The organism is Shewanella sp. SP1S1-7, assembly GCF_031932105.1.
Classification (GTDB): domain Bacteria; phylum Pseudomonadota; class Gammaproteobacteria; order Enterobacterales; family Shewanellaceae; genus Shewanella; species Shewanella baltica.
In genome coordinates, this window is record NZ_JAUOEU010000004.1 from 61,860 (window position 1) to 85,840 (window position 23,981).

Here is a 23,981-nt window from a genome sequence, read left to right on the forward strand (position 1 = left end):
GGTTTCGGGACAGCGACTTGGCACTCAGGCTGTTGTGACTCAAGTTCCCTTAGCCAACAAAAAGGCCACAGTCGTTACCGACAGTGGCCTTTAATCTTTACAATCGAATCGAAATCCAACCGACGTATTCAGCCTAAAAGTGTGATTTACATTCTCGGTTTACGCCCGCACTTGGCCTGTACCTGAGACTAAATACTTCTCAGCGGTCAAGGATTCGAGTCCCATTGGGCCGTAGGCATGTAGCTTAGAGGTCGCGATGCCGATTTCGGCGCCAAGACCGAGTTCGCTGCCGTCGGAGAAGCGCGAAGAAGCATTGACCATCACCACTGAAGCATCGACTGCACGTTGGAAGCGTGCGGCTGTGACTTCGTTTTCGGTGCAAATCACTTCGGTGTGCTGGCTACCAAAACGGGCAATGTGTTGGATAGCATGGTCGAAGTGATCGACTTGGCGAATGGCAATTTCGAGATCTAAATACTCTTGGCCGAAATCGTCTTCTTCCATATAAGTGCAGTTTGCGAAGTAGCCACCGGATTGGGTACAAGCGTTGATTTTAACCTTATGCTCGGCCAGCGCTTTGGCCACTTTAGGCAGAAATTGCGCGGCAATTTCTTGGTGCACTAAGAGCGCTTCGAGGGCATTACACACGCCTGTGCGCTGGGTTTTACCATTGAGCAGTAAGTCCAAAGCAATATCCAGATCGGCATCTTTATCGACGTATAAATGACACACGCCTTTAAAATGCTGGATCACTGGGATTTTACTGTTGTCAGTCACAAATTGAATCAAGCCTTCGCCACCACGGGGAATGATCACATCGATATAATCCCGCTGCTGCATCAGTTCTAACATGAGGGCGCGATCTGGGTCGGGCACAACAGTGATTAACGCCTCGGGCAAGCCGTATTGTTTTAATACACTTTGCAAAATGCTGGCGATGATTTTGCTGGTATGCAGCGCCTCTTTACCGCCGCGCAAAATCACGGCATTACCGGATTTAAAGCACAGGGCGCCCGCATCGGCGGTCACATTCGGACGGGCTTCATAAATCATACAAACTACGCCTAATGGAACGCGCATTTTGCTGATGGATAAGCCGTTAGGTCGTTGACCAATATAGCGTTCGTTGCCAATTGGATCGGGCAAGGCGGCGATGGTTTCAATCCCCGCTGCCATGGCTTCTACGCGTTCCGGTGTTAGCGTTAAGCGGTCGAGCATAGCAGGGGCAAGGTTATCGGCTGTTGCTCTGTGTAGGTCAATCAAGTTAGCGCTTTGGATTTCGTAGGACTTTTCACGTAATGAACGCGCCATGTCGAGTAGTACAGTATTTTTAAGCTGTTCGTCAACTTGGGCGAGAATAAGAGCCGCTTTAGCAGCTTCTTGAGATAAGTTTTTGATTAAAGTCATATTTACTCCGCTTAGATGTTTACTCACTCATATTTATTCGGCTGATGCTTATTCGAGAATGGCGATGTTTTTCTCGGAAATGATCGGTCCAGTCTTTTGCTGAAATTCACTGGCAAACTCGCGATCGTCTTGGTCCGTAATAAAGCTAAGTAAACAACTGCTGTAATTGGATTTGGCCTTGGCCAATTTAGTACCATCACCTTTGCGTACTAAAATGGTGTCACCGGCAGAAAAGTCCCCATTGATGGCAACGACATCGTCGCTGGTCAATTGCTCGCTATGGATATCGAGGGAGATATTAAAGTCATTTTCAACAATGACTTCGCCCTGAGCCTGCGAGGTATGTGTCATCCAGTGCAAGTGATCTTGCATTGGCTTTTCATCGGGGGTAAATAAGGTTCCTGGGTTTTGGCCCTTCAACAATTGGTTGAATGAGTCAGCATCAAAACCATTGATAATAAAGGTTTCGATCCCGTGGGAAATCGCCTTCTTGGCGGCTTGTATCTTAGTCCGCATACCACCTGTGCCGACGGTGCTGCTGGCGCCGCCTGCCATGGCGTAGATCTCGGCATTAATCTCGGTCACCTGCTTGATAAGCTGTGCATCGGGATTTTCATGGGGGTTTTGTGTGTAAAGCCCATTCACATCCGAACAGATAATCAGGGTATCGGCATCGGCCGCTGCGGCTACCATGGCCGAGAGATTATCGTTATCGCCAACTTTGAGCTTGTCGGCGGTCACGGCATCGTTCTCGTTGATGATAGGCAGTAGCCCATGTTCGAGTAGGCTGAAAATCGTATCTTTAATACTGATGTAACGATCTCGATTGCGTAAATCACCGTGGGTTAACAGTAGCTGTGCGGTCGGGAAATCAAATAACTTGTTCCATGTGGCCATCATATCGGCCTGACCTGCTGCTGCCATGGCTTTCTTCACTGTGACGCTAGGTTTATCAACCTCGCCAAAGTGATGCCATCCCGCGGCGACTGAGCCCGAAGAGACCAAGACAACTTGGATCCCTTGGGCACGACAATAAGTAATAAATTGGGCAATGCCGAGTAAGTAGTGGCTGCTGCAACCTTGTTTGTGGGGTGCAATCAGGGCACTACCTACCTTAACGACAATGCGTTTCCAGGGTAAGTCAGTCATACCTGCGCGCCTCATCTGTCTTCGGCTAAAACACGGCCAGCCTTATGGAATAATTTAGTGGTTTTGGCACAGGGATCAGTATCGAGTAACGAGACTATCCAAATCACCACACTGCTCACGGCAAAGCCGGGGATCATTTCATACACCACTGTGGTTAAGGCTTGTCCATCTGCCAATACCGGGGCATAAATCCAAAACAACACTGTAGCTGCGCCTGACACTATGCCGGTAATCGCAGCTTTGTGGGTTAGGTTCGCTTTATACAAGCTAAACAAAACTAACGGACCGAAGGCGGCACCGAATCCTGCCCATGCATTACTCACCAATGACAGCACACTGCTAGAGCGGTCAAGCGCCAGTAGACTTGCGACAATTGCCACGCCTGCTACGCCAAAACGTCCCATTTTCACCATGTCTTTTTCGCTAGATTCTTTCTTCGAAATAACGCGATAGATATCTTCCGTGAGTGAGCTTGATGACACTAATAGCTGCGATGAAATGGTGCTCATGATCGCGGCCAGAATTGCGGCTAATAAGAAGCCACTAATGATCGGATGGAACAACAACTCAGAAAACACGATAAAGATGGTTTCAGGATCGGTCAGCTTCATGCCAAATTTATTGGCGTAAGCGATACCGACAAGACCTGTTGCCAGTGCACCCACAATGGTCACTGTCATCCAGCCCATACCTATGTGTCTGGCGGTTTTAATGTCAGCGACTGAACGAATTGCCATAAAGCGCACAATAATATGCGGTTGGCCAAAGTAACCGAGTCCCCAAGATAAGCTTGAGATAAGCCCTAACATAGTGACGTTTTGCATGGCATCGGTGAAGTGTGGAATCGATTGATACGCAAAGTTCAGCATAGTGTCAGCGCTGGTAAACTCTTGATATGCCACCACAGGCACTAAGATTAAAGCGACAAACATGATACAGCCTTGGACAAAGTCAGTGAGGCTCACTGCTAAGAATCCGCCCAACAAGGTATAAGAAACCACTACGCCGAGGGTGACGACTAAACCTATGTCGTAGTTCAGGCCAAATGCTGACTCAAACAATTTACCGCCAGCCACTAAACCTGCTGAGGTATACAAGGTAAAGAAGATCACAATGATCACGGCCGAAATAATACGGATACTGCTGTTGGCATTGCCGAAGCGTTTAGCAAAAAACTCCGGGATAGTGAGGGCGTTGTCCGCCACCTCGGTATAAACCCTAAGTTTTGGTGCGACGACCAAGTAATTGATTAGAGCACCAATCAATAGCCCAAGTGCGATGTAAATGGTTTCGAAACCAACCAAAAACATAGCACCGGGAAGACCCATTAGCATCCAGCCACTCATGTCAGATGCACCCGCTGAGAGTGCGGTGACCTGTGGACTTACCTTACGGCCGCCAAGAATATAGCCTGACACATCGCTGGTGGATTTTTTGTAAGCGAATAAGCCAATGGCGAGCATAACGATAAAGTAGATAGCTAAGGAAATGTAAGCGAGGTAATTCATTGGTTATTTTTCTCCTAACGCTTTGTTATTTTGAATAATACTCGGTTTCAAAATGACAAAGAGATAGGTGCTTAATATTGCAAGTAAACACATAAACTGCATTGATTCCTTAGCGTGTAATCGGGTAAAGCTTGCTACTTGCGAGATGAGATTTTCCTCTGGTGGGTTCTCCGTAGACATAATTTCTCCTTGGTTGATAATTGAATTTATATCACCAATATAGTTAGTGATCTAACTATATTAAGGCATTTTATCGGCCAAATATCAAGCTTCTATTGGATTTAAATGGTTTTGGTGGCAGTAAAAGAGTGGCTTTTGGGGCGGGAAATAGTTTGAGAACTGACTATTTTTCTGAGGTGTTTTTATGCTCTGCGATACTGTGGGCAGTGCGTTCGAAGGTTAAAGTGATGCGTTCAAACATCCCAGTAATCATAGTGAATTGTTCGTGGGGTAACGGACATTGGGCCAGCGCTTGTAATAAGGCCTCGCTGCTGATTTTAAACTCTTCTGCGACTTGTCCGTGGGCGCAGGCGATAAATGCCTGACCTAAATTGTGTTGCCAGAGGTTGAATGCATTTTCTAAGCCTAAGTTTAAGTGGGTATCTGAAATGCCCTGCAACATGCGCCGCATACGAATCGACACATGGCCTAGATTAAGTGCCGTAAACACCAGATCGGTAAATACCCTCGAACGCTTGCCCGAGCCTTTTTCGTAACTGGCGATCCGCAGCAGTCGATCGCCCATGCGGGCGTTAAACCAAGGCTCAGGATCATCATGCTGCGCGATATGCACCAGATCTTTTTGGATGGATTGCAGCAGACGATATTGCATCAGCCGCTGGCTAGGTTCGGTAATTAATTTAAATAACCAATACAGCACAGTAACACCCATAAAAATCGCTAAGGCATTGCTGACGGTGTTTTCTATCGCAAATGAAATGGTGTTGCTGGGCTGTACTAAAACCGCAAACGGCACGCAAATCCCGAGACCATAGGGCAAGGTCGGTCGATTCGCCAAGGCGAGCAAGCCAATAAAAAACGGCCCCGCGAGCACTAAAACGAGGATTTCAAAATCGCCGCTACTCTGTGCCAGCAAAGGTAAAGCGTAAAACACTGTGAGGGGCACAGCGATAGTGATGCCGACAAGAATACGCCGCAAAATAGTGGTTAACATCGGCAGTGGTTGGCGTGCCATCATGATGGAAAAGACCACGGGCAGCAGGATCATCATAAGGACAGCGCTCGACCCTGTGCCAATCCACAGCGAAGCCCCAATGACAAACACCGCCATGCTGCGCAGGCCCGTGGTAACGCCTATTAATGGATCTCGGTGAAACTCCATCGGCGGCGCGTTGAGCTGCACCGCAGAATGACTGGTCAGCACGTTGTAGCTCTTGAGCACCATGATCAGATCGGCGCTTAATTCCATCGCGACTTTGAGTAAGCGCGTCTCTAGCGGCGCGCGGTCACGGTATTGCATCAGGTTTTGCTGGAGTTGATACCTCAAGGTGCGCGCCATTTTGTAGCATTCTTGGTAATCACTCGATTGCGCCATCAAGGTAAAACTGCTGCGCATATTGGCTAAGGATTTCGCGAGTGGTTCGCTAACAAGATGGGAATGATTACGTTGCAGCCGGCCAAATATTTGGATTGCCGCCAATAGCGAAAGGGTTTTATTGCAGAGAAAGTTTGCCGCATGGCTCTGCCCGCGTCCTTCGGGGCCTTCATAAATTACCGCGCTGGAGTCGTCACTCAGTGCCGATACTGACTCCATAATCGTGTCGATATGTTCATGGCGACTCGCATGTTCCCCCTGTAAATCGAGTTCTAATGCTAGATAGTTAAGCGTATGATTAATGGTGTTTTTAGCATGCAATTGCAGACTATATTTTACCTTGGTCGGCCAAAGTAGTGAGCTGACTAAAACGGCGCAAATCGCCCCGACGACAATCTCGCTGATCCTCGACTGCGCCACATCGAATATTTTTGCGCTATCGGCCGTGCTTGGGCTTGCCATCACAATGAGCACTATCAAGCAGGCGGTCATGCCCGCCATAGCAAAGGCATAGATAAAGTTTTGCTGGCGTACCATGGCGGACAACCCAGAATTTAGTCCTATCCAGCAGGCGAGTAATCCTAAGGCGAGTTCGGGATAGGGCGTAAACCAGTTGAGTATGGCAATCCCTGCGAGCGCACCGACTAAGGTGCCGCCGATTTGGCATAAGCCCTTTTCGATCACGAGTCCACTTTCGGGGCGAATTTGCAGGAATACCGCCGACACCAGCGCCCAATATGGCCGTTCTAGATTTAAGAACATGGCCACATATAAGGCGAGCGCCATCGAGATCACGCCTTTAATCGCGAAGATGAGGGTTCGTCGGTCTGGAAAGAATAAACTCTTCAGTAACAGCGTCATAATGACTATTTGTCAGTCTGTAGCTGGATGGAAACTGTCATGCCGACGCTCAGCTCTATGTCCTTAGGAATGCTATCTAGCTGAATATCGACTGGAATACGCTGCGACAACCTCACCCAATTAAAGGTTTGGCCGATTTGCGGCAATAACTGTCCATTAGTAGTGACATTGGTATTGGCGATTGCTTTACCTATGCTGGTCACTTTGCCATGCAAGACATGGCCGCCACTCATCAGGCTAACATCGGCGTTTTGACCTATGTGAACCAAGGGGATTTTGGTTTCTTCAAAATAGCCTGTGATATAGAGAGAATCTTGTTTGACCAGCGAAAATACCGAGTTGCCTTTGCTGACATAGTTGCCATTGCGCAGACTTAAATTGATCAGAGTACCGTTTTCGGGAGCGTGAATTTGCGTTCGCGCTAAGTCAATTTTGGCGCTATTTAATTGCGCCTGTGCGAGCTCATAACTGGTTCGTGCCAGTTCGGTATTGATAAAGGCTTCGTCGAATTTCTTTGCTGACCAAGTTGTCATTGGTCAAACCGATACGGCGTTTGTACTTATGTTTTGCCAGTTCCCATGCCAATTTCTGGCTTTCTGCTTTGGCATTCAATTCGGCAATGGTGGCCTTGTAGCGGGTATCGTCCACAGTGAACAACACATCACCCTTATTGACGATTTGATTGTCTTTTACATTCAGTTGGTTCACCCAACCGGACACATCTGGCGCTATGGTAATGATTTCGGCGCGAACTCGGCCGTCGCGGGTCCAAGGAGAATAAAGGTAGTGTGACCATATCCAATGTCCAGCGATACCTGCAACCGCGACCACAATGAGGGTGAGGCTGATACGAAAGATTTTTCCCATGAACAATCAACTCCCAAGCAAGTAAATGACCAACGCCAGATAGCAGATAAACAGCCCAACTTCGAACCAAGCTTCGCGCCACAGCTTGTGATAGAGCCCAGTTTGATAGAGTACCAAGCGAGTGATGCAGGAAAGCAGAAAAGCTAAGGGGATAAAGATAATTAATGGACTAAATAACAAACCATCGAACGCGAGTTCTTTAAGCATTAGGCTATTCATCCCGGTTACAGTGGCGCAGCGATAACCGCGCTATGTGTTTAAAATGCAAAGTACTCAGTCGAGATTATAGGAAAGTCGCGTGAGAGTTAATGATTTTATGCTATCTGTGATCAATTAGGGCCAGCATTAGCTGGCCCTAAATATGATGAAATCAAAGCAAAAAATCACTTCTACCTCATGGTAACGAACTCTTCCGCGCCCGTTGGGTGGATAGCAACGACCGCATCAAAGTCGGCCTTAGTTGCGCCCATTTTCATAGCGACGCCGAAACCTTGAAGGATTTCGTCCATACCAAAACCAATACCATGAATACCGACGACTTTTTCGTCCTTGCCAGCGCAGACTAACTTCATCTTACAGGCTTGGCGATGGGCTGTTACGGCGGTATACATTGAGGTAAACGTCGAGGTATACACTTTGACGTTATCATCGCCGTATTGAGTACGGGCTTCTGGTTCGGTCAAGCCCATAGTGCCAATGGGTGGATGGCTGAACACGACCGTTGGGATCAGGCTGTAATCCATTTTGGCATCTGTCATGCCGTTAAATAAACGCTCGGATAACAAACGGCCCGCTTTAACCGCAACAGGGGTGAGCTCTACGCCGCCCGCCATAATGTCGCCGACACAGTAAATTCCTTTGTGAGTCGTATTTTGTTGCTCGTCAGTGATGACATAGCCTTTGCTATCTACTTGCACTTCGGTGTTTTCTAAGCCGATATTGCCCGTCGCAGGTGAGCGGCCAATCGCCCAAATCAAGCAATCGACTGTGATGCTTTCACCGTTTTCTAAGCTCAGTGTTAGGCTGTCATCGGTATTTTTAACCACAGCTTTTGGTACGCTATGGGTGTGCAGTGTTGGGCCTTCGGTCGCCATGGCTTCAACGAGGGCATCAACTAAGATGGGGTCAAAGTTACGCAGTGGCGCATGTTTACGCACTAATAAGTGAGTTTCACTGCCCAGAGCGTGTAACACGCCAGCGACTTCGACGGCGATATAGCCCGCGCCAACAACGGCAACGCGCTTTGGTTGCTCGCGTAGGGCGAAGAAACCATCGGAGTCGATACCGTATTCGGCACCAGGAATATTCGGAATAGTCGGCGCGCCGCCAGTGGCGATAAGGATATGATCGGCGGTGTAATGTTCGCCGTCCACTTCAATAGTGTTGCCATCGACAAAACGGCCATAGCCATTTAACAGGGTCACTTTGTTGTTGGCAAAACCACGGCCGTAGGCATCATGAATACGGCCAATGTAGGCTTCGCGGTTCTCGACCAAGGTATTCCAATCGAATTTATTAACAGTGACGTCGAAACCATAATCTTTGGCGTAAAGGTTCATCGCTTCGGCAACATGGGCGCCATACCACATGACTTTTTTCGGCACACAGCCTACGTTTACACAGGTGCCACCTACGTGTTTGGCTTCGATGAGTAGAACCTTAGCGCCACGCATTGCTGCTCGGTTTGCTGAGGCGATACCGCCGCTGCCTGCGCCTAGGCAGATATAGTCAAAATGTTGAGCCATGAGTTTCTCCGTCTTACTTCAAGGATGAGATGCTTTACAGCAGAAGGTCATTGTAGGGGTGTTTGCGATAACAGACCAGCCCATTGCATGACTAACGCATAAGACCGTACTTTGACTGAAAAAGATCCTGAACTTTACACTTACCCGTACTGGGCATTAGCTGTTCATCGGGTCGCCGTCTAGCGGCGATATTGGCAATTAGAGTGATCGTTTTGAGCTGGACCTTCTGCGCCACATTTCAAACATTGCCATTCCTTTTGGCGGGCGCTGAGTTCGTCGGCTTGATGCGTAGTGGCGTTAACTTGTTTACCGCCCAGTTGTGCTTCTAACTGATCCATACGTTTATCGAGCCAGCGGCAGTTGGGATCATTGGCTACGTGTTCACGGCTGGCAAGTTGTTGCTTGCGGCTGAGTTTTTTACTCTTAGTGGCTTTGGTCGATTGCGTGGCGTTAGTTGATTTAGTGGTTTTGGATGGCTCGGTTGGCGTGAGAGTGGGAGCCGAATACTCGAAACTGCTTTGCTCTTGGTTAGGCAGATTAATCGGTTTGCCCTCACTGTCGAGCAAGGTGCCTAGGGGCAAAGGCGCGGTTTGTGTCGATTGTGATAAGGACTCCAGACTCGGTTCAGATTCAGGCTCAAGTTCAAGTAATTGCCGTGCTTCAGCCGAGTATATGACTGGGAGAAAAAGCAGAAGTAAGGCAATAACGGCGGTGCGGATGAGATAAAAGTGCTGGGCTAACATTCCCTGTTCCTCGGTAAAATCGATATGAATGGTGAGTCGTTCCGTCGACGTTTTGAGTGTAGTTAGTGAGCGTTATTTTGCCAAATGGAGCGGGATAAATTGACAGAGGAAGGTTGTAATACGGCGCTACAAAACACTGAGCTAAAAACCACGGCGCTAAGAATGGAGTTAAAACGTCATCGCAAAGTGGATGCCGGCATAGGTCTCATCTTGCGAACTCATATCGCCATTCGCCATCGCTTCTTGCTCAATATCACCTTGGGCAATGCTGTGGCTGATGTGGCCATCGATACTCATGTAGGATGACAGCTGATAACTGGCTTCTAGGCCAAACTGCAAGTTATTGCGGCCATCGTGTTCTTCTGTGCGGTATTTAAAATCAAACCCTTGAGTGATGTATGGCGTGAGGCTGAGCTGATCTGTGACATGCCAATAACTGTGTAAACTCACTTCAACAAAGTAACCCGCCGCCTCGGTGGAATAGACATAACTTGCCGATGGTACTAGCCAAGGTTCAGCTGTGTAAGCGAGTTCGGCAAATAGCTCGTTATCGTGGCAACGGGTATTGCTGTAGCCTTCAATGCGTTGATAACCCACATTAGCCTCTAGGTTTTCGGCCACATCGAACCCATATTCAAGGCCGATATTCCACTCAGTGTAGGCTTGGCTATCGCCGCGGCCAACTAAAGCGTAGGCGGTGATATTGTCTTGCTGGACTGCGGTATTCAGCCAATAGATGCCGCCATCTTGCAGATTATTACGACCCTGTGAGACGTATTGACTGTCCCAACCTAAATCCAGTGTTACTGCTAAGGCTTGGCTATTCTGGCTGGACAATCCGGCACTTGAAATGCTCTCGATGCTTTCTAGGCTCTCATTGGCGAATGCGTTGTAGCTAAGGCCGTTGATGCCTAAAGTGCAGAGGATGCTCGCCATCAGTTTTACTGAGTGTGTTGCCATATTTTTGCTGATTTAGGTAGAAATGCGTTTGTTAGGGCGAGAATACCTTCCCCATAGATAAGTGTTAATGCGAATTGATTCGATTTGCGATCAAGCCGACAATAATACTTAGGTACATTAAGCGTAAATGCTAAATGCGAACGAGTTCACTTTTTTTAAGCAGAAATAGCGTTAGCAAGGCGTTCGAAGGGGGCAATCGGTTTTCTCGCCTTGATAAATAGCCCGTTAGCCCTTATCTATAAGTGATACAGATTGTTGAGGAGTCAATATGAGCAACCCTTTGCTTAGCGGCGCAAAATTACCGCTTTTTTCACAGATTAAACCGGAACATATTCAAGTCGCCGTTGAGCATGCCATTGCTCAGTGCCGCACTAAGATTGATGAAGTGCTGCAGAACCAAGGTCCTTTTACGTGGGACAACTTGGTCGCGCCATTAGAACAGGTTGACGATGAGCTAAGCCAAATTTGGTCGCCGGTTTCCCATATGAATTCAGTGACCAGCACAGATGAGTGGCGTGCTGCCCACGATGCTTGTTTACCTTTTTTATCGGAATACGGTACTTACGTTGGTCAACATCAAGGTTTATATCAAGCCTATAAGGCCCTGCGTGCATCGGATGAATTTGCTCAATTGAGCCAAGCGCAGCAGAGGGTGATAGAGCACAGCCTGCGCGATTTTGAACTATCGGGTATTGGCTTAGATGATGCGCAAAAAGTGCGTTATGGCGAAATGGTCAAACGTCTCTCTGAGCTCACCAGTGGCTTTTCGAATCAATTACTGGATGCGACCCAAGCTTGGACTAAGTTGATCACAGATGAAGCTGAGCTTGCGGGTTTGCCAGAGTCTGCCAAAGCCGCCGCTAAGGCGATGGCTGATGCGCGTGAGTTAGACGGTTGGTTATTTACCTTAGATTTTCCTTCTTATTTACCTGTCATGACTTACAGCGAAAACCGCAGTCTTCGCGAAGAGTGTTACCGCGCCTTCGTTACTCGCGCTTCAGATCAAGGCCCTAATGCTGGCGAGTTTGATAACAGCCCGCTGATGGACGAAATCCTAGCGCTGCGCCACGAACTCGCATTGTTACTCGGTTTTGACAGTTTTGCCGACAATTCCCTAGCGACGAAAATGGCTGAAACCCCGGCGCAGGTGATGGCATTTTTAAATGAGTTAGCGCTGCGCTCAAAGGATCAAGCTAAGGCAGAAGTGGCCGAGCTGAGAGCTTTTGCTGAGACGGAATACGGCGTGACCGAAATGGCATCTTGGGATTTAAGTTTCTATGCCGAGAAGTTGCAGCAGCATAAGTATGAGATTTCACAGGAAATCCTGCGTCCATACTTCCCTGAAGATAAAGTGCTCTCGGGTTTGTTCTACACAGTCTCGCGTTTGTTCGGCCTTAAAATCGTTGAGCAAAAAGACCTTGATCGTTGGCATAAAGACGTGCGTTTCTTCGATATTTTCGACGAAACTGACGAACACAGAGGCAGTTTTTACCTCGACTTATATGCCCGTACAGGTAAACGTGGCGGTGCTTGGATGGATGACTGCCGCGTGCGCCGTCAAACCGCCGATGGATTGCAAAAGCCAGTGGCCTATTTGACCTGTAACTTTAATGGTCCGGTTGATGGCAAACCTGCGCTATTCACCCACGATGAAGTGACGACCCTGTTCCACGAATTTGGCCATGGTATCCACCACATGCTGACCAAAATCGATGTTGCAGGTGTGTCGGGTATCAATGGTGTACCTTGGGATGCGGTCGAATTACCGAGTCAATTTATGGAAAACTGGTGCTGGCAGGAAGAAGCCTTAGCCGAAATTTCAGGTCACTTCGAAACAGGTGAACCTTTACCTAAAGCCTTGTTAGATAAGATGCTTGCGGCGAAAAACTTCCAATCTGGCATGATGATGCTGCGCCAACTCGAGTTCTCGCTATTCGATTTTAGAATGCACCACGAATACGACCCCGCTAAAGGCGCGCGCATTCAAGAAACCTTAGACGAAGTGCGTCGTCAGGTAGCCGTATTAACGCCGCCAGACTTTAACCGTTTCCAACATGGTTTTGCCCACATTTTTGCGGGCGGCTATGCTGCGGGTTATTACAGCTATAAATGGGCAGAAGTGCTGTCGGCGGATGCGTTTTCCCGCTTCGAAGAGGAAGGGATTTTCAACCCTGAAACGGGTCGTCGCTTCCTGCACAATATCCTCGAAATGGGTGGCTCAGCCGAACCTATGGACTTGTTCAAACAGTTTATGGGACGTGAGCCGAATATCGATGCCCTGTTAAGACATTCAGGCATTGCTGCATAAGCTAGATAAGCAATTGTTCACCTTGATAAATCAGCCCATTATAACGGGCTGATTTTCTCTGAGCATTTAGTTTTGCTAAACGATAAAAAGGCGTCATCTGACGCTTTTTTTGTGACATAGATCTCGCTTGCCCTGTGGTATGACCTCTGTTAGCCTGTGGCTCTTATTTCAAGGGCGACTCGTTATGAATCTGTATTTTCGTTTGTTTTGGTTGTTATTTTGGCGCACGCGTCACTGCCGTAAGATCGATTTTCTAGGGACAAGCCGTATCACGTACCGTGCTTTACCGAGCGACTGCGATATCAATTTCCATCTGACTAATTCCCGCTATCCTGCGTTTATGGATCTGGCGCGGACTTATATGTTGGCCGAGATGGGTCTGCTGAAACGTTTCTTAAAGTTGAAGTGGATGCCGATAGTTAACGCCGCCGAGTTTACCTATATTCGCGATATCAAGCCGCTAAAAACCTTTGAAATTGAAACCAAAGTTGTCGGCTGGGATGAGAAATATTTCTATATCGAACAACGCTTTGTGAGCGAACGAGGCTTACATTGTATTGTGCATGTGCGCGGTGTGTTCGTGTGCAAAGGTAAGCAAGTGCCGCTAGATGTGTTAGTGAAAGAGGCGGGTTATACCGATGCTGCACCTGAGTTGCCGCCCGAAGTCGTGAAGTGGAAAGCGTTTTTGCAGTTGAAGAAAGAACGCAATATGTGATCTTGTTGAGGCATGACTTACCCGCTAAGGTATGCCTCTTATTCCCGCCGTTTCCTCCATTTCAGCCAGCAATACCTCTTCTTGTACTAACATCCAAGCGCCGCGCAATTGTGCCTGTTGCCAATAGCGCACGATTTCATCCAAATCCAATAGATTTAAGTGTTGAAAGCTATAACTTAAACAAGGGATTAGGGCGCAGTCGGCTAAGGTAAAACTGTCGCCGCAAACCCAATGGTGTTGCGTGAGTTGTGTGTCTAAGCGTTGAAATTGTATCAGTAGTTGTTTCTCTAATTGTTTGATTTCGAACTCGTTACTGTCCTCTGTATGCATCAACTTTTCTAATTGAAATAATGGGTTATTAATATCATTGTCTATGATGCGATCGAACAAACGCACCTGTAAGTTGCGTTGCGGTTCTTGGGGCAGCAGCTGGGTACTGTTATTAAAATGCCTATCTAAGTATTCAATAATAATGCTGGATTCGGGAACAAGCAGCTCATCGTGGGTTTTGAGCAGGGGAACTCTCGCCTGCGGATAGGTTTTGTGAAATTCCTTGCGTGAAAAAGGGTCGCGCAGATCTATGATTCTGGGGTAGAAATTGGCCTGCTTTTCATAAAGTGCGATCAGCACCTTTTGTGAATAGCGAGATAAGGGGTGATAAAAAAGCTCCATAGGCACTAACTCCAAACCCTGAATTTTACTGACTTTACGCCTTAACTTTAGTCGTAATTAAGGTGCTTGCTGTAAGAGTTTTTCTAAAAAATGCAGGGATAAACACAATTTTTAGCGGCAAAGCCAAATGATCCATCAAGGATAAAAATCGGTATTATTAACGACATATTAAAAGTGTCGGGATTTAATCATTTTAAAGGTAATAATATGAGCCAGTTAGAGCGTTTTTCATCTATTTATGCCAGAGCCAGTGAGCGCAAAGGCGGGGCTGCGGGACTCGAAGCCTTGTTGTCTGGTTGCCTGTCCGATGATGAAATTCGCCAGTATCGTGATGCTGAATTATTGTCAGCGATGAGCCGTCAGGTGTTTCAAAGTGGTTTTGTATGGCGGGTGGTTGTTAATAAATGGCCTGAATATGAGAAGTCATTCTTCGGGTTTGAACCGCATAAAGTGTTGATGTTATCTCCAGAGCAAATTCAAGCGCGGGCGAGAGATGCGACACTGATCCGCCATCTAAAAAAGACTCAAGCCATTTATGATAATGCTTTAATGATCCACGATGTTGCTCGCGAACATGGCAGCTTGGCGCAGCTGATCGCCGCTTGGCCGACGCAGGATATTATCGGTTTATGGGCACTGTTAAAGAAACGCGGTACCCGACTGGGCGGCAACACAGGTCCTTATTTTCTGCGTGGCATTGGCAAAGATACCTTTTTGTTAACTGATGATGTGCAAGGCTATTTTAAAGCGCACAAGTTAGTCGATGCGGGTTTTACGTCGCAGACAGCGCTTAAACAAGTGCAAGCCGTATTCAATCAGTGGCAACAGGAATCGGGTCGTTGTTTGGCCGACATCAGCCGTATTTTGGCTTGTAGCGTGGGGGATAATCGAATTTAGAATATTTAGATTTAGCATATGTAAGTGCAACATAAAAAAGACCAGCCGCGGTGGCTGGTCAAGGCTCTATTCATCAAGCCACTGGAGTGCCGCAGGGAAGCAGCGGATGAGCGGGTAACGCGACGAACTACACTTAGAAACTTTTGCTGATGCCCACGACAAATCTGTCGTCGAAGATTTCAGTCTGAGTGCCATAGACTTTATGGTCGGTATCCACTGTGCTGCCGTGGTAACGGACATCAAAATTCAACCCGTAGAATACTTTGCTAAGACCTAAGTTCCAGTGTCCCCAACCTTCGGCACCTTCACCGCTCAAGTCTTGATAACCGACTGAGCCTGAGATTTTTACGCCATTATCGAAGTTGTAGCTTGGGTGCAAGGCGTAGTTCACGCCGTGCCAGCCATCGACACCAAACCAGTCATCGACTGTGGGTGTGACTTCTAATTGTAAATTGGCGCGGCCAAACTGTTTGCCCACTTTGAGCCAGAGTTCTGTGTAGTTTGAATAGGATGCACCTGGGTAGAGGTATGAAAACAGCATCACATCATAGGTAAATCCTGAGTCGCCAAATTCACCGGCTTTGCCGATAAAAGGCGCGGTAACGATCTCTAAATTAGGATCGGCAAACTTGATGTTGGAGCTAAATACCCCTGCATACCAACCTTCATTATGATTCCAGCTTAAGGTGCCTTGCACTACGGGGATATCACCATCTAAGGTTTCAGATTCACCGCGGAATACATAATCGGAGGCAAAGTTAACATTGGCATTAATCGTACCGCCTAAGAGCTGGTTGTCATCGGCCGCTTGGACAGTCATAGCAAGGGAAAGTAACGCCCCGCTAAGCAAAAATGTAGTGCGAGTCTTCATAATCATCATCTCAAAATTATTTCAAAATATTGGGAGTTGTTAGCGCACCATTATCGTAAAAATAAGTTGTGAATAGCCGTGATGCTTGGAATGAACCAATCACGAAAATATGTGAATGAATATGAACAAATGCGTTTTAAAGCGAGGCGTTTTTAGCTTTGTAAGCAATATTCGTCATTAAAGAAGTGTTATTTGTGGGAGTCTGAGTTTCATTTAATGGGGTATTAAACTGGATTTCGGGTTTGCTCCGCTTATGGGGAATCACTAAAATAACCCGCTCAGTATGATTTGAGACGGTTAATTTTATTGTTGTGGGTTTGACTTAAACCATTGGCACCGCATTTCGACCATATTAAGCGGTTTGAGGTAACAAATTGCACATTAATCCGCTAAATGATGTTTTTTACGCGCTGGTAGTCTGAAGCCAATTCTTTGCTTACTCTCTTTCGGTATTATCAGTTTTAATAAGGTCGTTTTTAACGGCTAGATGCTGAGAGTGGCCTGAGTAAAAACAGCAGCGCTGTGTTTTCGTCTCTATGTACAAATTATTGCAACAAGTGGCGGTTAAGCTAACGCCGTTGAGCTGTGTGCCTTGGCCTGCGCTAAGTGTAGAATATGAACAGATTTGCAACATATTCAATATGGAGTAGGCTTATTGGGTGTTTTACGGCATATCCCTCTAACAATGTTGCTCAAAGTTAACGGGATTCTTAAATCGAATAACAATTCGATGAATATAGTAATGCCGAATGAGTGAAAATTTTCATTAGTTTACAATTTAGTTTCGTTATCTTCCTTGTTGATTCATATAGGCTATGAGATAAATAACGGATTTGATTTTAGTTACAATTACGGCTCGTGTCAGCGCAATAAGTGTACTGGTATGTGGGCAGTTAATATTTGAAGGAGTTCTCATGCGGCAGACAATTAAACTTGCCTCAGTTATAAGCGTGGCGTTATGGATGGCAGCTTGCAGCCCTCAAGAAGAGAAAGCTCAGGCGGGCGCTGGCCCACGTAGTATGGAAGTGGGAATCCTTAATGTTGTTGCCCAGCCACAAGTGATTCAGGTGGAATTACCTGGACGCAGTAAAGCTTTCCTCGAGGCTGAAGTTCGTCCGCAGGTTAACGGTATTATCACTAAGCGTAGTTTTGTTGAAGGCGGCAATGTGAAACAGGGTGAATCCTTGTATCAGATTGACTCTTCAACTTACAAAGCTGCGTTAGTCAGTGCCAATGCCGATTTAGCCAGAGCCAATGCGGGTTTAGCCTCAGCAAAAGCTAAGGCGGCACGTTATCAGCAACTGGTGAAAACCAACGCCATCAGTAAGCAAGAATTTGATGAAGCTGAAGCGGCTTACAAAGAAGCATTAGCGAATGTCACAGTGGCAGAAGCTGCGATCAACACAGCTAAAATCAACCTGCAATACACTGAAGTATTAGCGCCTATCTCTGGTCGTATCGGTAAATCGAGTGTGACTGCGGGTGCGTTAGTGACTGCCAACCAAAGCCAAACATTGGCGACGATTCAACAACTTGATCCTATCAATGTGGATATCGCGCAATCGAGTGCGCAGTTGTTACGTCTTAAGGCTAAGTTGAAGCAAGGTAAGCTACAAGCGTCAGAAAATGCAGACGTGCAATTGTTGCTCGAAGATGGCAGTCAATACAGTCATCCGGGTAAGTTACAGTTCGCCGAAGTGAGTGTGGATCCAAACACTGGTTCAGTCATTCTGCGCGCTGAATTTCCTAACCCTGAAGGTATCTTATTACCGGGTATGTATGTTCGCGCTATGTTAAATGCGGGCACGGACCCACAGGCTATCTTAGTTCCGCAAAAAGCGATTACGCGTAACTCTAAAGGTGAAGCTGTGGCTATGGTGGTGAATGACCAAGGTTTAGTCGAAGCGAAAACTGTGACGACCGCTGAAGTGATTAACAACCAATGGCGAGTCACTTCTGGTTTAGCTGTGGGCGATAAGTTGATTGTGGAAGGATTACAGAAAGTTCGTCCCGGCGCTCCAGTAACCACCAAAGTTATTTCTGAAACGCAAGCACAATAGGGCATAGCTATGGCACGTTTTTTTATTGATCGCCCCATCTTTGCGTGGGTGATCGCCTTGATTATTATGCTGGCGGGGATCCTTTCGATCCGCTCGCTGCCAGTGTCTCAATATCCTAACATTGCACCACCGACCGTAGTGATCAGTGCTAACTATCCTGGCGCTTCCGCTAAGATCGTTGAAGATTCTGTGACTCAGGTGATTGAGCAACGTATGACGGGTATCGATCATCTCCGTTATATCGCCTCAGCCAGTGACAGTTTTGGTAATGCTGAGATCACTTTAACCTTTAACGCTGAAGCCGATCCGGATATTGCACAGGTTCAAGTACAGAACAAGTTGCAGGGCGCTATGACCCTGTTACCGCAAGAAGTGCAGGCGCAAGGGGTTAACGTTAACAAGTCGAGTTCTGGCTTCTTAATGGTATTAGGCTTCGTATCGACTGATGGTTCGTTAGATAAGGGCGATATCGCCGACTATGTTGGTGCGAACATCCAAGATCCTATGAGCCGTGTTCCGGGTGTAGGTGAAATTCAGCTGTTCGGTGCCCAATATGCGATGCGTATATGGCTAGATCCGTTGAAGTTGACTCAATATAACTTAACTAGCTTAGATGTTATTGCGGCGATTCGTTCTCAAAACGCTCAAGTCTCCGCTGGACAGTTAGGTGGCGCGCCATCTGTGGCTGGCCAAGAGCTGAACGCGACCGTATCGGCGCAAAGTCGTTTACAAACGGCTGAAGAATTCCGCAAGATTATCCTTAAATCGGATATTTCAGGTGCAAATGTCTTCCTCGGTGATGTGGCGCGAGTTGAGTTAGGTTCTGAAAGTTATGCCGTGGTTTCACTGTATAATGGTCAACCTGCAACAGGGTTAGCGATTAAACTGGCAACGGGTGCTAACGCGCTGGATACAGCATCAGCAGTCCGTGAAAAAATCGATGAGATGAAGCCCTTCTTCCCGCAGGGATTAGAAGTCGTTTATCCATACGATACAACGCCTTTCGTTGAGCAATCTATCGAAGGTGTGGTGCATACCTTGCTTGAAGCTATCGTACTTGTGTTCGTTATCATGTACCTCTTCCTGCAAAACTTCCGTGCAACCTTGATCCCGACTATTGCAGTGCCTGTGGTATTGCTGGGTACCTTTGCGATTCTATCAATGGCGGGTTTCTCGATTAACACCCTAACCATGTTCGCTATGGTGCTCGCCATCGGTTTGCTGGTGGATGATGCGATTGTGGTGGTGGAAAACGTCGAGCGGGTGATGTCCGAAGAGGGCTTAAGTCCACTCGAAGCGACGCGTAAGTCGATGGATCAAATTACCGGTGCCTTAGTCGGTATTGGTCTGACCCTATCTGCTGTGTTTGTACCTATGGCATTTATGTCAGGTTCAACGGGTGTGATTTACCGTCAGTTCTCTATCACTATCGTCTCTGCGATGGCGCTGTCTGTTCTGGTGGCGTTGATTTTAACGCCAGCACTGTGTGCGACTATGTTAAAGCCAGTCAAGAAGGGCCATGGTCACATAGAAACAGGCTTCTTCGGTTGGTTTAACCGTACTTTCGACAAGCTGACTAATCGTTATGAATCGAGCGTGGCCGGTATCATCAAACGCAGCTTCAGAGTGATGACGATTTATGTTGTGCTGGTGATTGCAGTGGGTTGGATCTTCATCCGTATGCCTACCGCCTTCTTGCCAGATGAAGACCAAGGTATTTTGTTTACCCAAGCGATTTTGCCGACTAACTCAACCCAAGAAAGCACCCTAAAAGTATTAGAGAAAGTGTCTGATCACTTTATGGCTGAAGAAGGCGTGAGATCGGTATTCAGCGTGGCGGGCTTCAGTTTTGCGGGTCAAGGGCAAAACATGGGTATCGCTTTCGTTGGCTTGAAGGATTGGTCTGAGCGTGAAGCGCCTGGCATGGACGTTAAGTCTATTGCGGGTCGTGCCATGGGTGTGTTCGGCCAGATGAAAGATGCCTTAGTCTTCGCCTTCGTACCGCCTGCGGTGATCGAGTTGGGTACGGCGAACGGTTTCGACATGTACTTGCAGGATAAGAACGGCCAAGGTCACGAGAAGTTAGTGGCGGCACGTAACCAACTGCTGGGCATGGCGGCACAGAATCCAAATCTGGTGGGTGTGCGTCCTAACGGCCAAGAAGATGCGCCGATTTATCAATTACATGTAGATCACGCTAAGTTAAGCGCGTTAGGCATTGAAATCACCAATGTGAACAGCGTGCTTGCGACGGCTTGGGGGGGGTCTTATGTGAACGACTTTATCGACCGCGGCCGCGTGAAGAAAGTGTATGTGCAAGGTGATGCCCAGTATCGTATGCAACCAGGAGATTTAGACACTTGGTATGTGCGCAATAACAAGGGCGACATGGTGCCATTCTCAGCCTTTGCGACGGGTACATGGGAATACGGTTCCCCACGTCTAGAGCGCTTTAACGGCTTACCGTCGATGAACATTCAGGGTGCTACGGCTCCTGGGTTCAGTACCGGCGCGGCGATGGAAATCATGGAAGACCTTGCTAAGCAGCTTCCTCCTGGTTTTGGTGTTGAGTGGAACGGCTTATCGTACGAAGAGCGTCTATCGGGTAACCAAGCGCCTGCGCTGTATGCCTTGTCGATCTTAGTGGTGTTCCTCGTACTCGCTGCACTCTATGAGAGCTGGTCGGTGCCGTTTGCCGTTGTGCTTGTGGTGCCACTCGGGATCATCGGTGCCTTGATTGCAATGAACGGTCGCGGCTTGCCAAACGACGTATTCTTCCAAGTAGGACTGTTAACCACAGTAGGTTTGGCAACTAAGAATGCCATCTTGATTGTGGAATTCGCGAAAGAGTTTTACGAGAAAGGTTCTGGCTTAGTCGAGGCTACCCTGCATGCGGTACGTGTACGTTTGCGCCCTATTTTGATGACGTCTCTTGCCTTTGGTTTAGGTGTTGTGCCGTTAGCCATTAGCTCGGGTGTGGGTTCTGGTAGCCAAAACGCCATTGGTACTGCGGTACTTGGCGGTATGATGAGCTCGACCTTCCTAGGTATTTTCTTCGTACCATTATTCTTCGTGATAGTGGAGCGTATCTTCAGTAAGCGTGAGAAGAAAGCTAAAGAAGAGAAGCCAAGCTCAGCTGAATAAGCTCAGTCGTTTCTAAACTAAAGCCCTGCAATAGCGGGGCTTTTTGCTATTTTAATGCTTGTTAGTTATAAAGATGGATGGCTCAGTACGTGAGTTCTGGCATATTGCACTTAGGCCGTTAAGAGGACGAAACATGGATGATGCAGCATTGGAATTGCAAAAATTAGATGCACTACTCGCTAAGGGTAAGTGGTACTTTATTGTCGTCTTTGGTGTACTTTACTGGGGTATGTTGACGTCCCTCGTGGTCGCCTTAATCCATTATTTTATCTTGGGCGATCCATTCTGGGCGGAACTGCAAAGAGCACTCTATATTTATCCCATTAGCGGCATTTTATTTGGTTGGTTTGCGTGGGTGCAGATTCATCGTAAGCGAGATAAACTGCGCGCCCAATAACATCAATAGTTCTGGTTAAGCTGAGTGTAGGGGTGACATGGTGTTTTCGTGGGGTAATCTTGCAACTAAGCAACTTATCGTGGGAATGATATGCCATAGCATAGCGCTGGCGTTTTTGGCCTATGGTGTATATGCGTTTTACTTGCCGGCGCTTGCTGTGCCCGAGTTAACCCGCTGCGTCGGTGCCGCCGTGTTATTTGTCGGCATGGGGTTAACACCGCAGTTATTTTTTATGTCAGTGAGCCAAATAGTGTCGCAAGCTAAGGACACGCCAGAAAAATCCACACTGCAGACCTATATGTTTAATCTAGGCATGTTTTTGCTCATTTGCAGTCTGTTGATGGAATGGTTATACGACTAAATCTACGGGTTTTAGTGGTTCAACCCGATAAAGCAAGGACGTCGACTTGATCATCGACGCCCTTTTTATTGAGGTTAAGGCGTGTAGTAAGTCGCTGCGCCTGGCCCGACTGGCAGACCAAAACCAAATACCCACAGGAAGAAGAACGCTGTCCAACCCACGAAAAACACCAGGGAGTACGGCAGCATAGTGGCGATCAGCGTGCCTATACCGAGGTTTTTCTGGTAACGACAGGCGACCGCTAATATCAAACCAAAGTAGCTCATCATAGGCGTGACTAAGTTAGTCACTGAGTCCCCAATACGGTATGCCGCTTGAATTGTTTCGGGCGCATAACCGACCAGCATCAGCATAGGCACGAAAATCGGGGCGGTAATGGCCCACTGTGCCGAGGCGCTGCCGAGCATTAAGTTGATAAAGCCGCAAAGCATAATAAAGAACAGGAACACGATAGGGCCAGTCAGACCTATGGATTGCAGCCCATCGGCCCCTAACACTGCGAGTACCGCGCCTAAATTACTCCAGTTAAAGAAGGCGACAAACTGCGCGGCGAAGAAGACGAGGACGATATACATGCCCATAGTGCTCATGCTGTGGGACATGGCATTGATGACATCTTTATCATTTTTGATGCTGCCCACGAGTTTGCCGTAAATAAAGCCCGGTATGGCAAAACAAATAAAGATGAAGGCGACTATACCCTTGAGGAACGGTGAACCTGAGATAAGGCCAGTTTCTGGATGACGCAGCGGCGCACCTTCGGGGACGACTGAAAGCGCTAGAATAACGGCGAGCACTAACATAGATAACCCCGCCCATTTTAAGCCACGCTTTTCAATCTCACTAACGCTGTCCATCGACTGTAATACGGTTTCATCCGCATCATCACCTTGGTATTTGCCTAACTTAGGCTCGACGATTTTCTCGGTAACAAAGGCGCCAAGGAAAGTGATCACAAAGGTGGAGACAAACATGAAGTACCAGTTCACTTCTGGGCCGACGTTGTACTCAGGATCTATCATGCGCGCCGCAGCTTCGGTAATGCCTGATAATAAGGGATCGACAGTACCTAGTAACAAGTTAGCGCTATAGCCTCCTGAAACCCCTGCAAAAGCTGCCGCCAAACCCGCCAGAGGATGGCGACCTAGGGAGTGGAAAATCATCGCCGCCATAGGGATAAGCACCACATAGCCAAGCTCGGCGGCCGTGTTGGACATAATGCCGGCAAAGACTATGGTCACAGTAACCAATCGCTTTGAGGCGCCCATGACTAAGGCGCGCATGGCGGCGGATAATAAGCCGGAACGTTCTGCAATCCCGACGCCGAGCAGTGCGACGAGCACAGTGCCAAGCGGCGTAAAGCCAGTAAAGTTAGTCACAAGATGCGACACTATCATTCGCAAGCCTTCGGCGTTCATTAGGCTTACCACATGGATTAAACCATCTGCACTGCGGCCATGGGAACCAATGGGTCTTGGGTCAACAACGGTCAGGCCAAAGTAACCTGCGATCCCTGAAATAATGACCACAGCGACACAGAACAGCGCGAATAGGGTGATTGGGTGGGGTAGAAGATTACCTAAGCGTTCAACAATATTGAGAAAACGTACAAACCAACCACTGGCGCTGATATCGCCATGTTGTGGATCTGGCTCAGAGGCCTTTTTTGGGGGAATATCGCCGGAATTAAAACTCATCGTTCTTCCTTTATGTCGACCTTTGCGCAGCGCACTATCTTTGACCCTAGAACAGACGCGAGGC

At 47.6% G+C, this 23,981-nt stretch carries 19 protein-coding genes and 1 pseudogene; 7 read left to right on the top strand and 13 right to left on the bottom strand.

Going from position 1 to position 23,981, the window contains the following annotated elements; translation table 11 throughout:
• Positions 1-159: 159 nt before the first annotated feature.
• The 10 genes and pseudogenes from Q4Q49_RS04805 to Q4Q49_RS04850 form a co-directional block, all read right to left on the bottom strand.
• Positions 160-1,407 carry a glutamate-5-semialdehyde dehydrogenase gene (locus Q4Q49_RS04805; RefSeq protein WP_107402975.1) on the bottom strand — a complete coding sequence of 416 codons (1,248 nt, stop codon included), beginning with the start codon at positions 1,405-1,407 and terminating at the stop codon, positions 160-162.
• 48 nt (positions 1,408-1,455) lie between these two features.
• Entirely contained in the window at positions 1,456-2,556 is a 1,101-nt protein-coding gene (gene proB, locus Q4Q49_RS04810) for a glutamate 5-kinase (protein WP_311998757.1), read from the bottom strand.
• A gap of 11 nt (positions 2,557-2,567) precedes the next feature.
• The gene (gene putP / locus Q4Q49_RS04815) at positions 2,568-4,064 is read right to left on the bottom strand and encodes a sodium/proline symporter PutP (protein ID WP_311998758.1); all 1,497 of its coding nucleotides are present in this window, start codon (positions 4,062-4,064) and stop codon (positions 2,568-2,570) included.
• A 3-nt stretch (positions 4,065-4,067) separates the two neighbouring features.
• A complete protein-coding gene (locus Q4Q49_RS04820; protein WP_006079436.1) occupies positions 4,068-4,244 on the bottom strand; it encodes a hypothetical protein in 177 nt (58 codons plus the stop codon).
• Positions 4,245-4,407: 163 nt separating this feature from the next.
• On the bottom strand, positions 4,408-6,480 hold the full coding sequence (locus Q4Q49_RS04825; RefSeq protein WP_311998759.1) for an FUSC family protein: 2,073 nt from the start codon (positions 6,478-6,480) through the stop codon (positions 4,408-4,410).
• Positions 6,481-6,485: 5 nt separating this feature from the next.
• Positions 6,486-7,347 (bottom strand): annotated as a pseudogene (locus tag Q4Q49_RS04830) (efflux RND transporter periplasmic adaptor subunit).
• A gap of 6 nt (positions 7,348-7,353) precedes the next feature.
• Complete coding sequence (locus Q4Q49_RS04835) at positions 7,354-7,554, bottom strand: DUF1656 domain-containing protein (RefSeq protein ID WP_006079439.1); 201 nt, start codon at positions 7,552-7,554, stop codon at positions 7,354-7,356.
• 182 nt (positions 7,555-7,736) lie between these two features.
• A complete protein-coding gene (gorA, locus tag Q4Q49_RS04840; protein ID WP_311998760.1) occupies positions 7,737-9,092 on the bottom strand; it encodes a glutathione-disulfide reductase in 1,356 nt (451 codons plus the stop codon).
• 179 nt (positions 9,093-9,271) lie between these two features.
• Positions 9,272-9,835 (bottom strand): hypothetical protein, encoded by a 564-nt coding sequence (locus Q4Q49_RS04845; protein ID WP_311998761.1) that lies wholly within the window; start codon positions 9,833-9,835, stop codon positions 9,272-9,274.
• Between the two features lie 168 nt (positions 9,836-10,003).
• Positions 10,004-10,795 (bottom strand): hypothetical protein, encoded by a 792-nt coding sequence (locus Q4Q49_RS04850; RefSeq protein ID WP_311998762.1) that lies wholly within the window; start codon positions 10,793-10,795, stop codon positions 10,004-10,006.
• Positions 10,796-11,063: 268 nt separating this feature from the next.
• Between Q4Q49_RS04850 and prlC the strand changes: the two genes are divergently transcribed.
• Both prlC and Q4Q49_RS04860 read left to right on the top strand, forming a co-directional pair.
• Positions 11,064-13,103: an oligopeptidase A gene (gene prlC / locus Q4Q49_RS04855; protein ID WP_311998763.1), complete on the top strand. Its 2,040-nt coding sequence runs from the start codon at positions 11,064-11,066 to the stop codon at positions 13,101-13,103.
• A 184-nt stretch (positions 13,104-13,287) separates the two neighbouring features.
• Positions 13,288-13,818 carry a thioesterase family protein gene (locus tag Q4Q49_RS04860; protein ID WP_006079446.1) on the top strand — a complete coding sequence of 177 codons (531 nt, stop codon included), beginning with the start codon at positions 13,288-13,290 and terminating at the stop codon, positions 13,816-13,818.
• Between the two features lie 24 nt (positions 13,819-13,842).
• Here Q4Q49_RS04860 and Q4Q49_RS04865 read toward each other — a convergent pair whose 3' ends face one another.
• Positions 13,843-14,490 carry a glutathione S-transferase family protein gene (locus tag Q4Q49_RS04865; protein WP_311998764.1) on the bottom strand — a complete coding sequence of 216 codons (648 nt, stop codon included), beginning with the start codon at positions 14,488-14,490 and terminating at the stop codon, positions 13,843-13,845.
• A gap of 207 nt (positions 14,491-14,697) precedes the next feature.
• Between Q4Q49_RS04865 and Q4Q49_RS04870 the strand changes: the two genes are divergently transcribed.
• Positions 14,698-15,387, top strand: a complete 690-nt coding sequence (locus Q4Q49_RS04870; RefSeq protein ID WP_311998765.1) for a DNA-3-methyladenine glycosylase I — start codon at positions 14,698-14,700, stop codon at positions 15,385-15,387.
• Between the two features lie 133 nt (positions 15,388-15,520).
• Here the strand turns inward: Q4Q49_RS04870 and Q4Q49_RS04875 are convergent, their stop codons facing one another.
• Complete coding sequence (locus tag Q4Q49_RS04875; RefSeq protein WP_311988740.1) at positions 15,521-16,267, bottom strand: TorF family putative porin; 747 nt, start codon at positions 16,265-16,267, stop codon at positions 15,521-15,523.
• Positions 16,268-17,172: 905 nt separating this feature from the next.
• On the opposite strand from Q4Q49_RS04875, the gene Q4Q49_RS04880 reads away from it, so the two are divergent.
• The 4 genes from Q4Q49_RS04880 to Q4Q49_RS04895 all read left to right on the top strand — a co-directional run bounded on the left by Q4Q49_RS04880 (position 17,173) and on the right by Q4Q49_RS04895 (position 22,220).
• Entirely contained in the window at positions 17,173-18,318 is a 1,146-nt protein-coding gene (locus tag Q4Q49_RS04880; RefSeq protein WP_220591495.1) for an efflux RND transporter periplasmic adaptor subunit, read from the top strand.
• A 9-nt stretch (positions 18,319-18,327) separates the two neighbouring features.
• Positions 18,328-21,462, top strand: coding sequence for an efflux RND transporter permease subunit (locus Q4Q49_RS04885; protein WP_220591494.1), 3,135 nt, complete (start codon positions 18,328-18,330; stop codon positions 21,460-21,462).
• 133 nt (positions 21,463-21,595) lie between these two features.
• Entirely contained in the window at positions 21,596-21,859 is a 264-nt protein-coding gene (locus Q4Q49_RS04890; protein WP_311998766.1) for a hypothetical protein, read from the top strand.
• A gap of 37 nt (positions 21,860-21,896) precedes the next feature.
• Complete coding sequence (locus Q4Q49_RS04895) at positions 21,897-22,220, top strand: hypothetical protein (protein WP_012197840.1); 324 nt, start codon at positions 21,897-21,899, stop codon at positions 22,218-22,220.
• A 74-nt stretch (positions 22,221-22,294) separates the two neighbouring features.
• On the opposite strand, the gene Q4Q49_RS04900 is transcribed toward Q4Q49_RS04895, so the two are convergent.
• Entirely contained in the window at positions 22,295-23,917 is a 1,623-nt protein-coding gene (locus Q4Q49_RS04900; protein WP_311998767.1) for an AbgT family transporter, read from the bottom strand.
• Positions 23,918-23,981 lie beyond the last annotated feature (64 nt).

What these genes read in the sequence shown, in the direction of transcription:
- Q4Q49_RS04805 (WP_107402975.1), bottom strand. Translation starts at nt 1,407, where the DNA reads ATGACTTTAATCAAAAACTTATCTCAAGAAGCTGCTAAAGCGGCTCTT.
- proB (WP_311998757.1), bottom strand. Translation starts at nt 2,556, where the DNA reads ATGACTGACTTACCCTGGAAACGCATTGTCGTTAAGGTAGGTAGTGCC.
- putP (WP_311998758.1), bottom strand. Translation starts at nt 4,064, where the DNA reads ATGAATTACCTCGCTTACATTTCCTTAGCTATCTACTTTATCGTTATG.
- Q4Q49_RS04820 (WP_006079436.1), bottom strand. Translation starts at nt 4,244, where the DNA reads ATGTCTACGGAGAACCCACCAGAGGAAAATCTCATCTCGCAAGTAGCA.
- Q4Q49_RS04825 (WP_311998759.1), bottom strand. Translation starts at nt 6,480, where the DNA reads ATGACGCTGTTACTGAAGAGTTTATTCTTTCCAGACCGACGAACCCTC.
- Q4Q49_RS04835 (WP_006079439.1), bottom strand. Translation starts at nt 7,554, where the DNA reads ATGCTTAAAGAACTCGCGTTCGATGGTTTGTTATTTAGTCCATTAATT.
- gorA (WP_311998760.1), bottom strand. Translation starts at nt 9,092, where the DNA reads ATGGCTCAACATTTTGACTATATCTGCCTAGGCGCAGGCAGCGGCGGT.
- Q4Q49_RS04845 (WP_311998761.1), bottom strand. Translation starts at nt 9,835, where the DNA reads ATGTTAGCCCAGCACTTTTATCTCATCCGCACCGCCGTTATTGCCTTA.
- Q4Q49_RS04850 (WP_311998762.1), bottom strand. Translation starts at nt 10,795, where the DNA reads ATGGCAACACACTCAGTAAAACTGATGGCGAGCATCCTCTGCACTTTA.
- prlC (WP_311998763.1), top strand. Translation starts at nt 11,064, where the DNA reads ATGAGCAACCCTTTGCTTAGCGGCGCAAAATTACCGCTTTTTTCACAG.
- Q4Q49_RS04860 (WP_006079446.1), top strand. Translation starts at nt 13,288, where the DNA reads ATGAATCTGTATTTTCGTTTGTTTTGGTTGTTATTTTGGCGCACGCGT.
- Q4Q49_RS04865 (WP_311998764.1), bottom strand. Translation starts at nt 14,490, where the DNA reads ATGGAGCTTTTTTATCACCCCTTATCTCGCTATTCACAAAAGGTGCTG.
- Q4Q49_RS04870 (WP_311998765.1), top strand. Translation starts at nt 14,698, where the DNA reads ATGAGCCAGTTAGAGCGTTTTTCATCTATTTATGCCAGAGCCAGTGAG.
- Q4Q49_RS04875 (WP_311988740.1), bottom strand. Translation starts at nt 16,267, where the DNA reads ATGATGATTATGAAGACTCGCACTACATTTTTGCTTAGCGGGGCGTTA.
- Q4Q49_RS04880 (WP_220591495.1), top strand. Translation starts at nt 17,173, where the DNA reads ATGCGGCAGACAATTAAACTTGCCTCAGTTATAAGCGTGGCGTTATGG.
- Q4Q49_RS04885 (WP_220591494.1), top strand. Translation starts at nt 18,328, where the DNA reads ATGGCACGTTTTTTTATTGATCGCCCCATCTTTGCGTGGGTGATCGCC.
- Q4Q49_RS04890 (WP_311998766.1), top strand. Translation starts at nt 21,596, where the DNA reads ATGGATGATGCAGCATTGGAATTGCAAAAATTAGATGCACTACTCGCT.
- Q4Q49_RS04895 (WP_012197840.1), top strand. Translation starts at nt 21,897, where the DNA reads ATGGTGTTTTCGTGGGGTAATCTTGCAACTAAGCAACTTATCGTGGGA.
- Q4Q49_RS04900 (WP_311998767.1), bottom strand. Translation starts at nt 23,917, where the DNA reads ATGAGTTTTAATTCCGGCGATATTCCCCCAAAAAAGGCCTCTGAGCCA.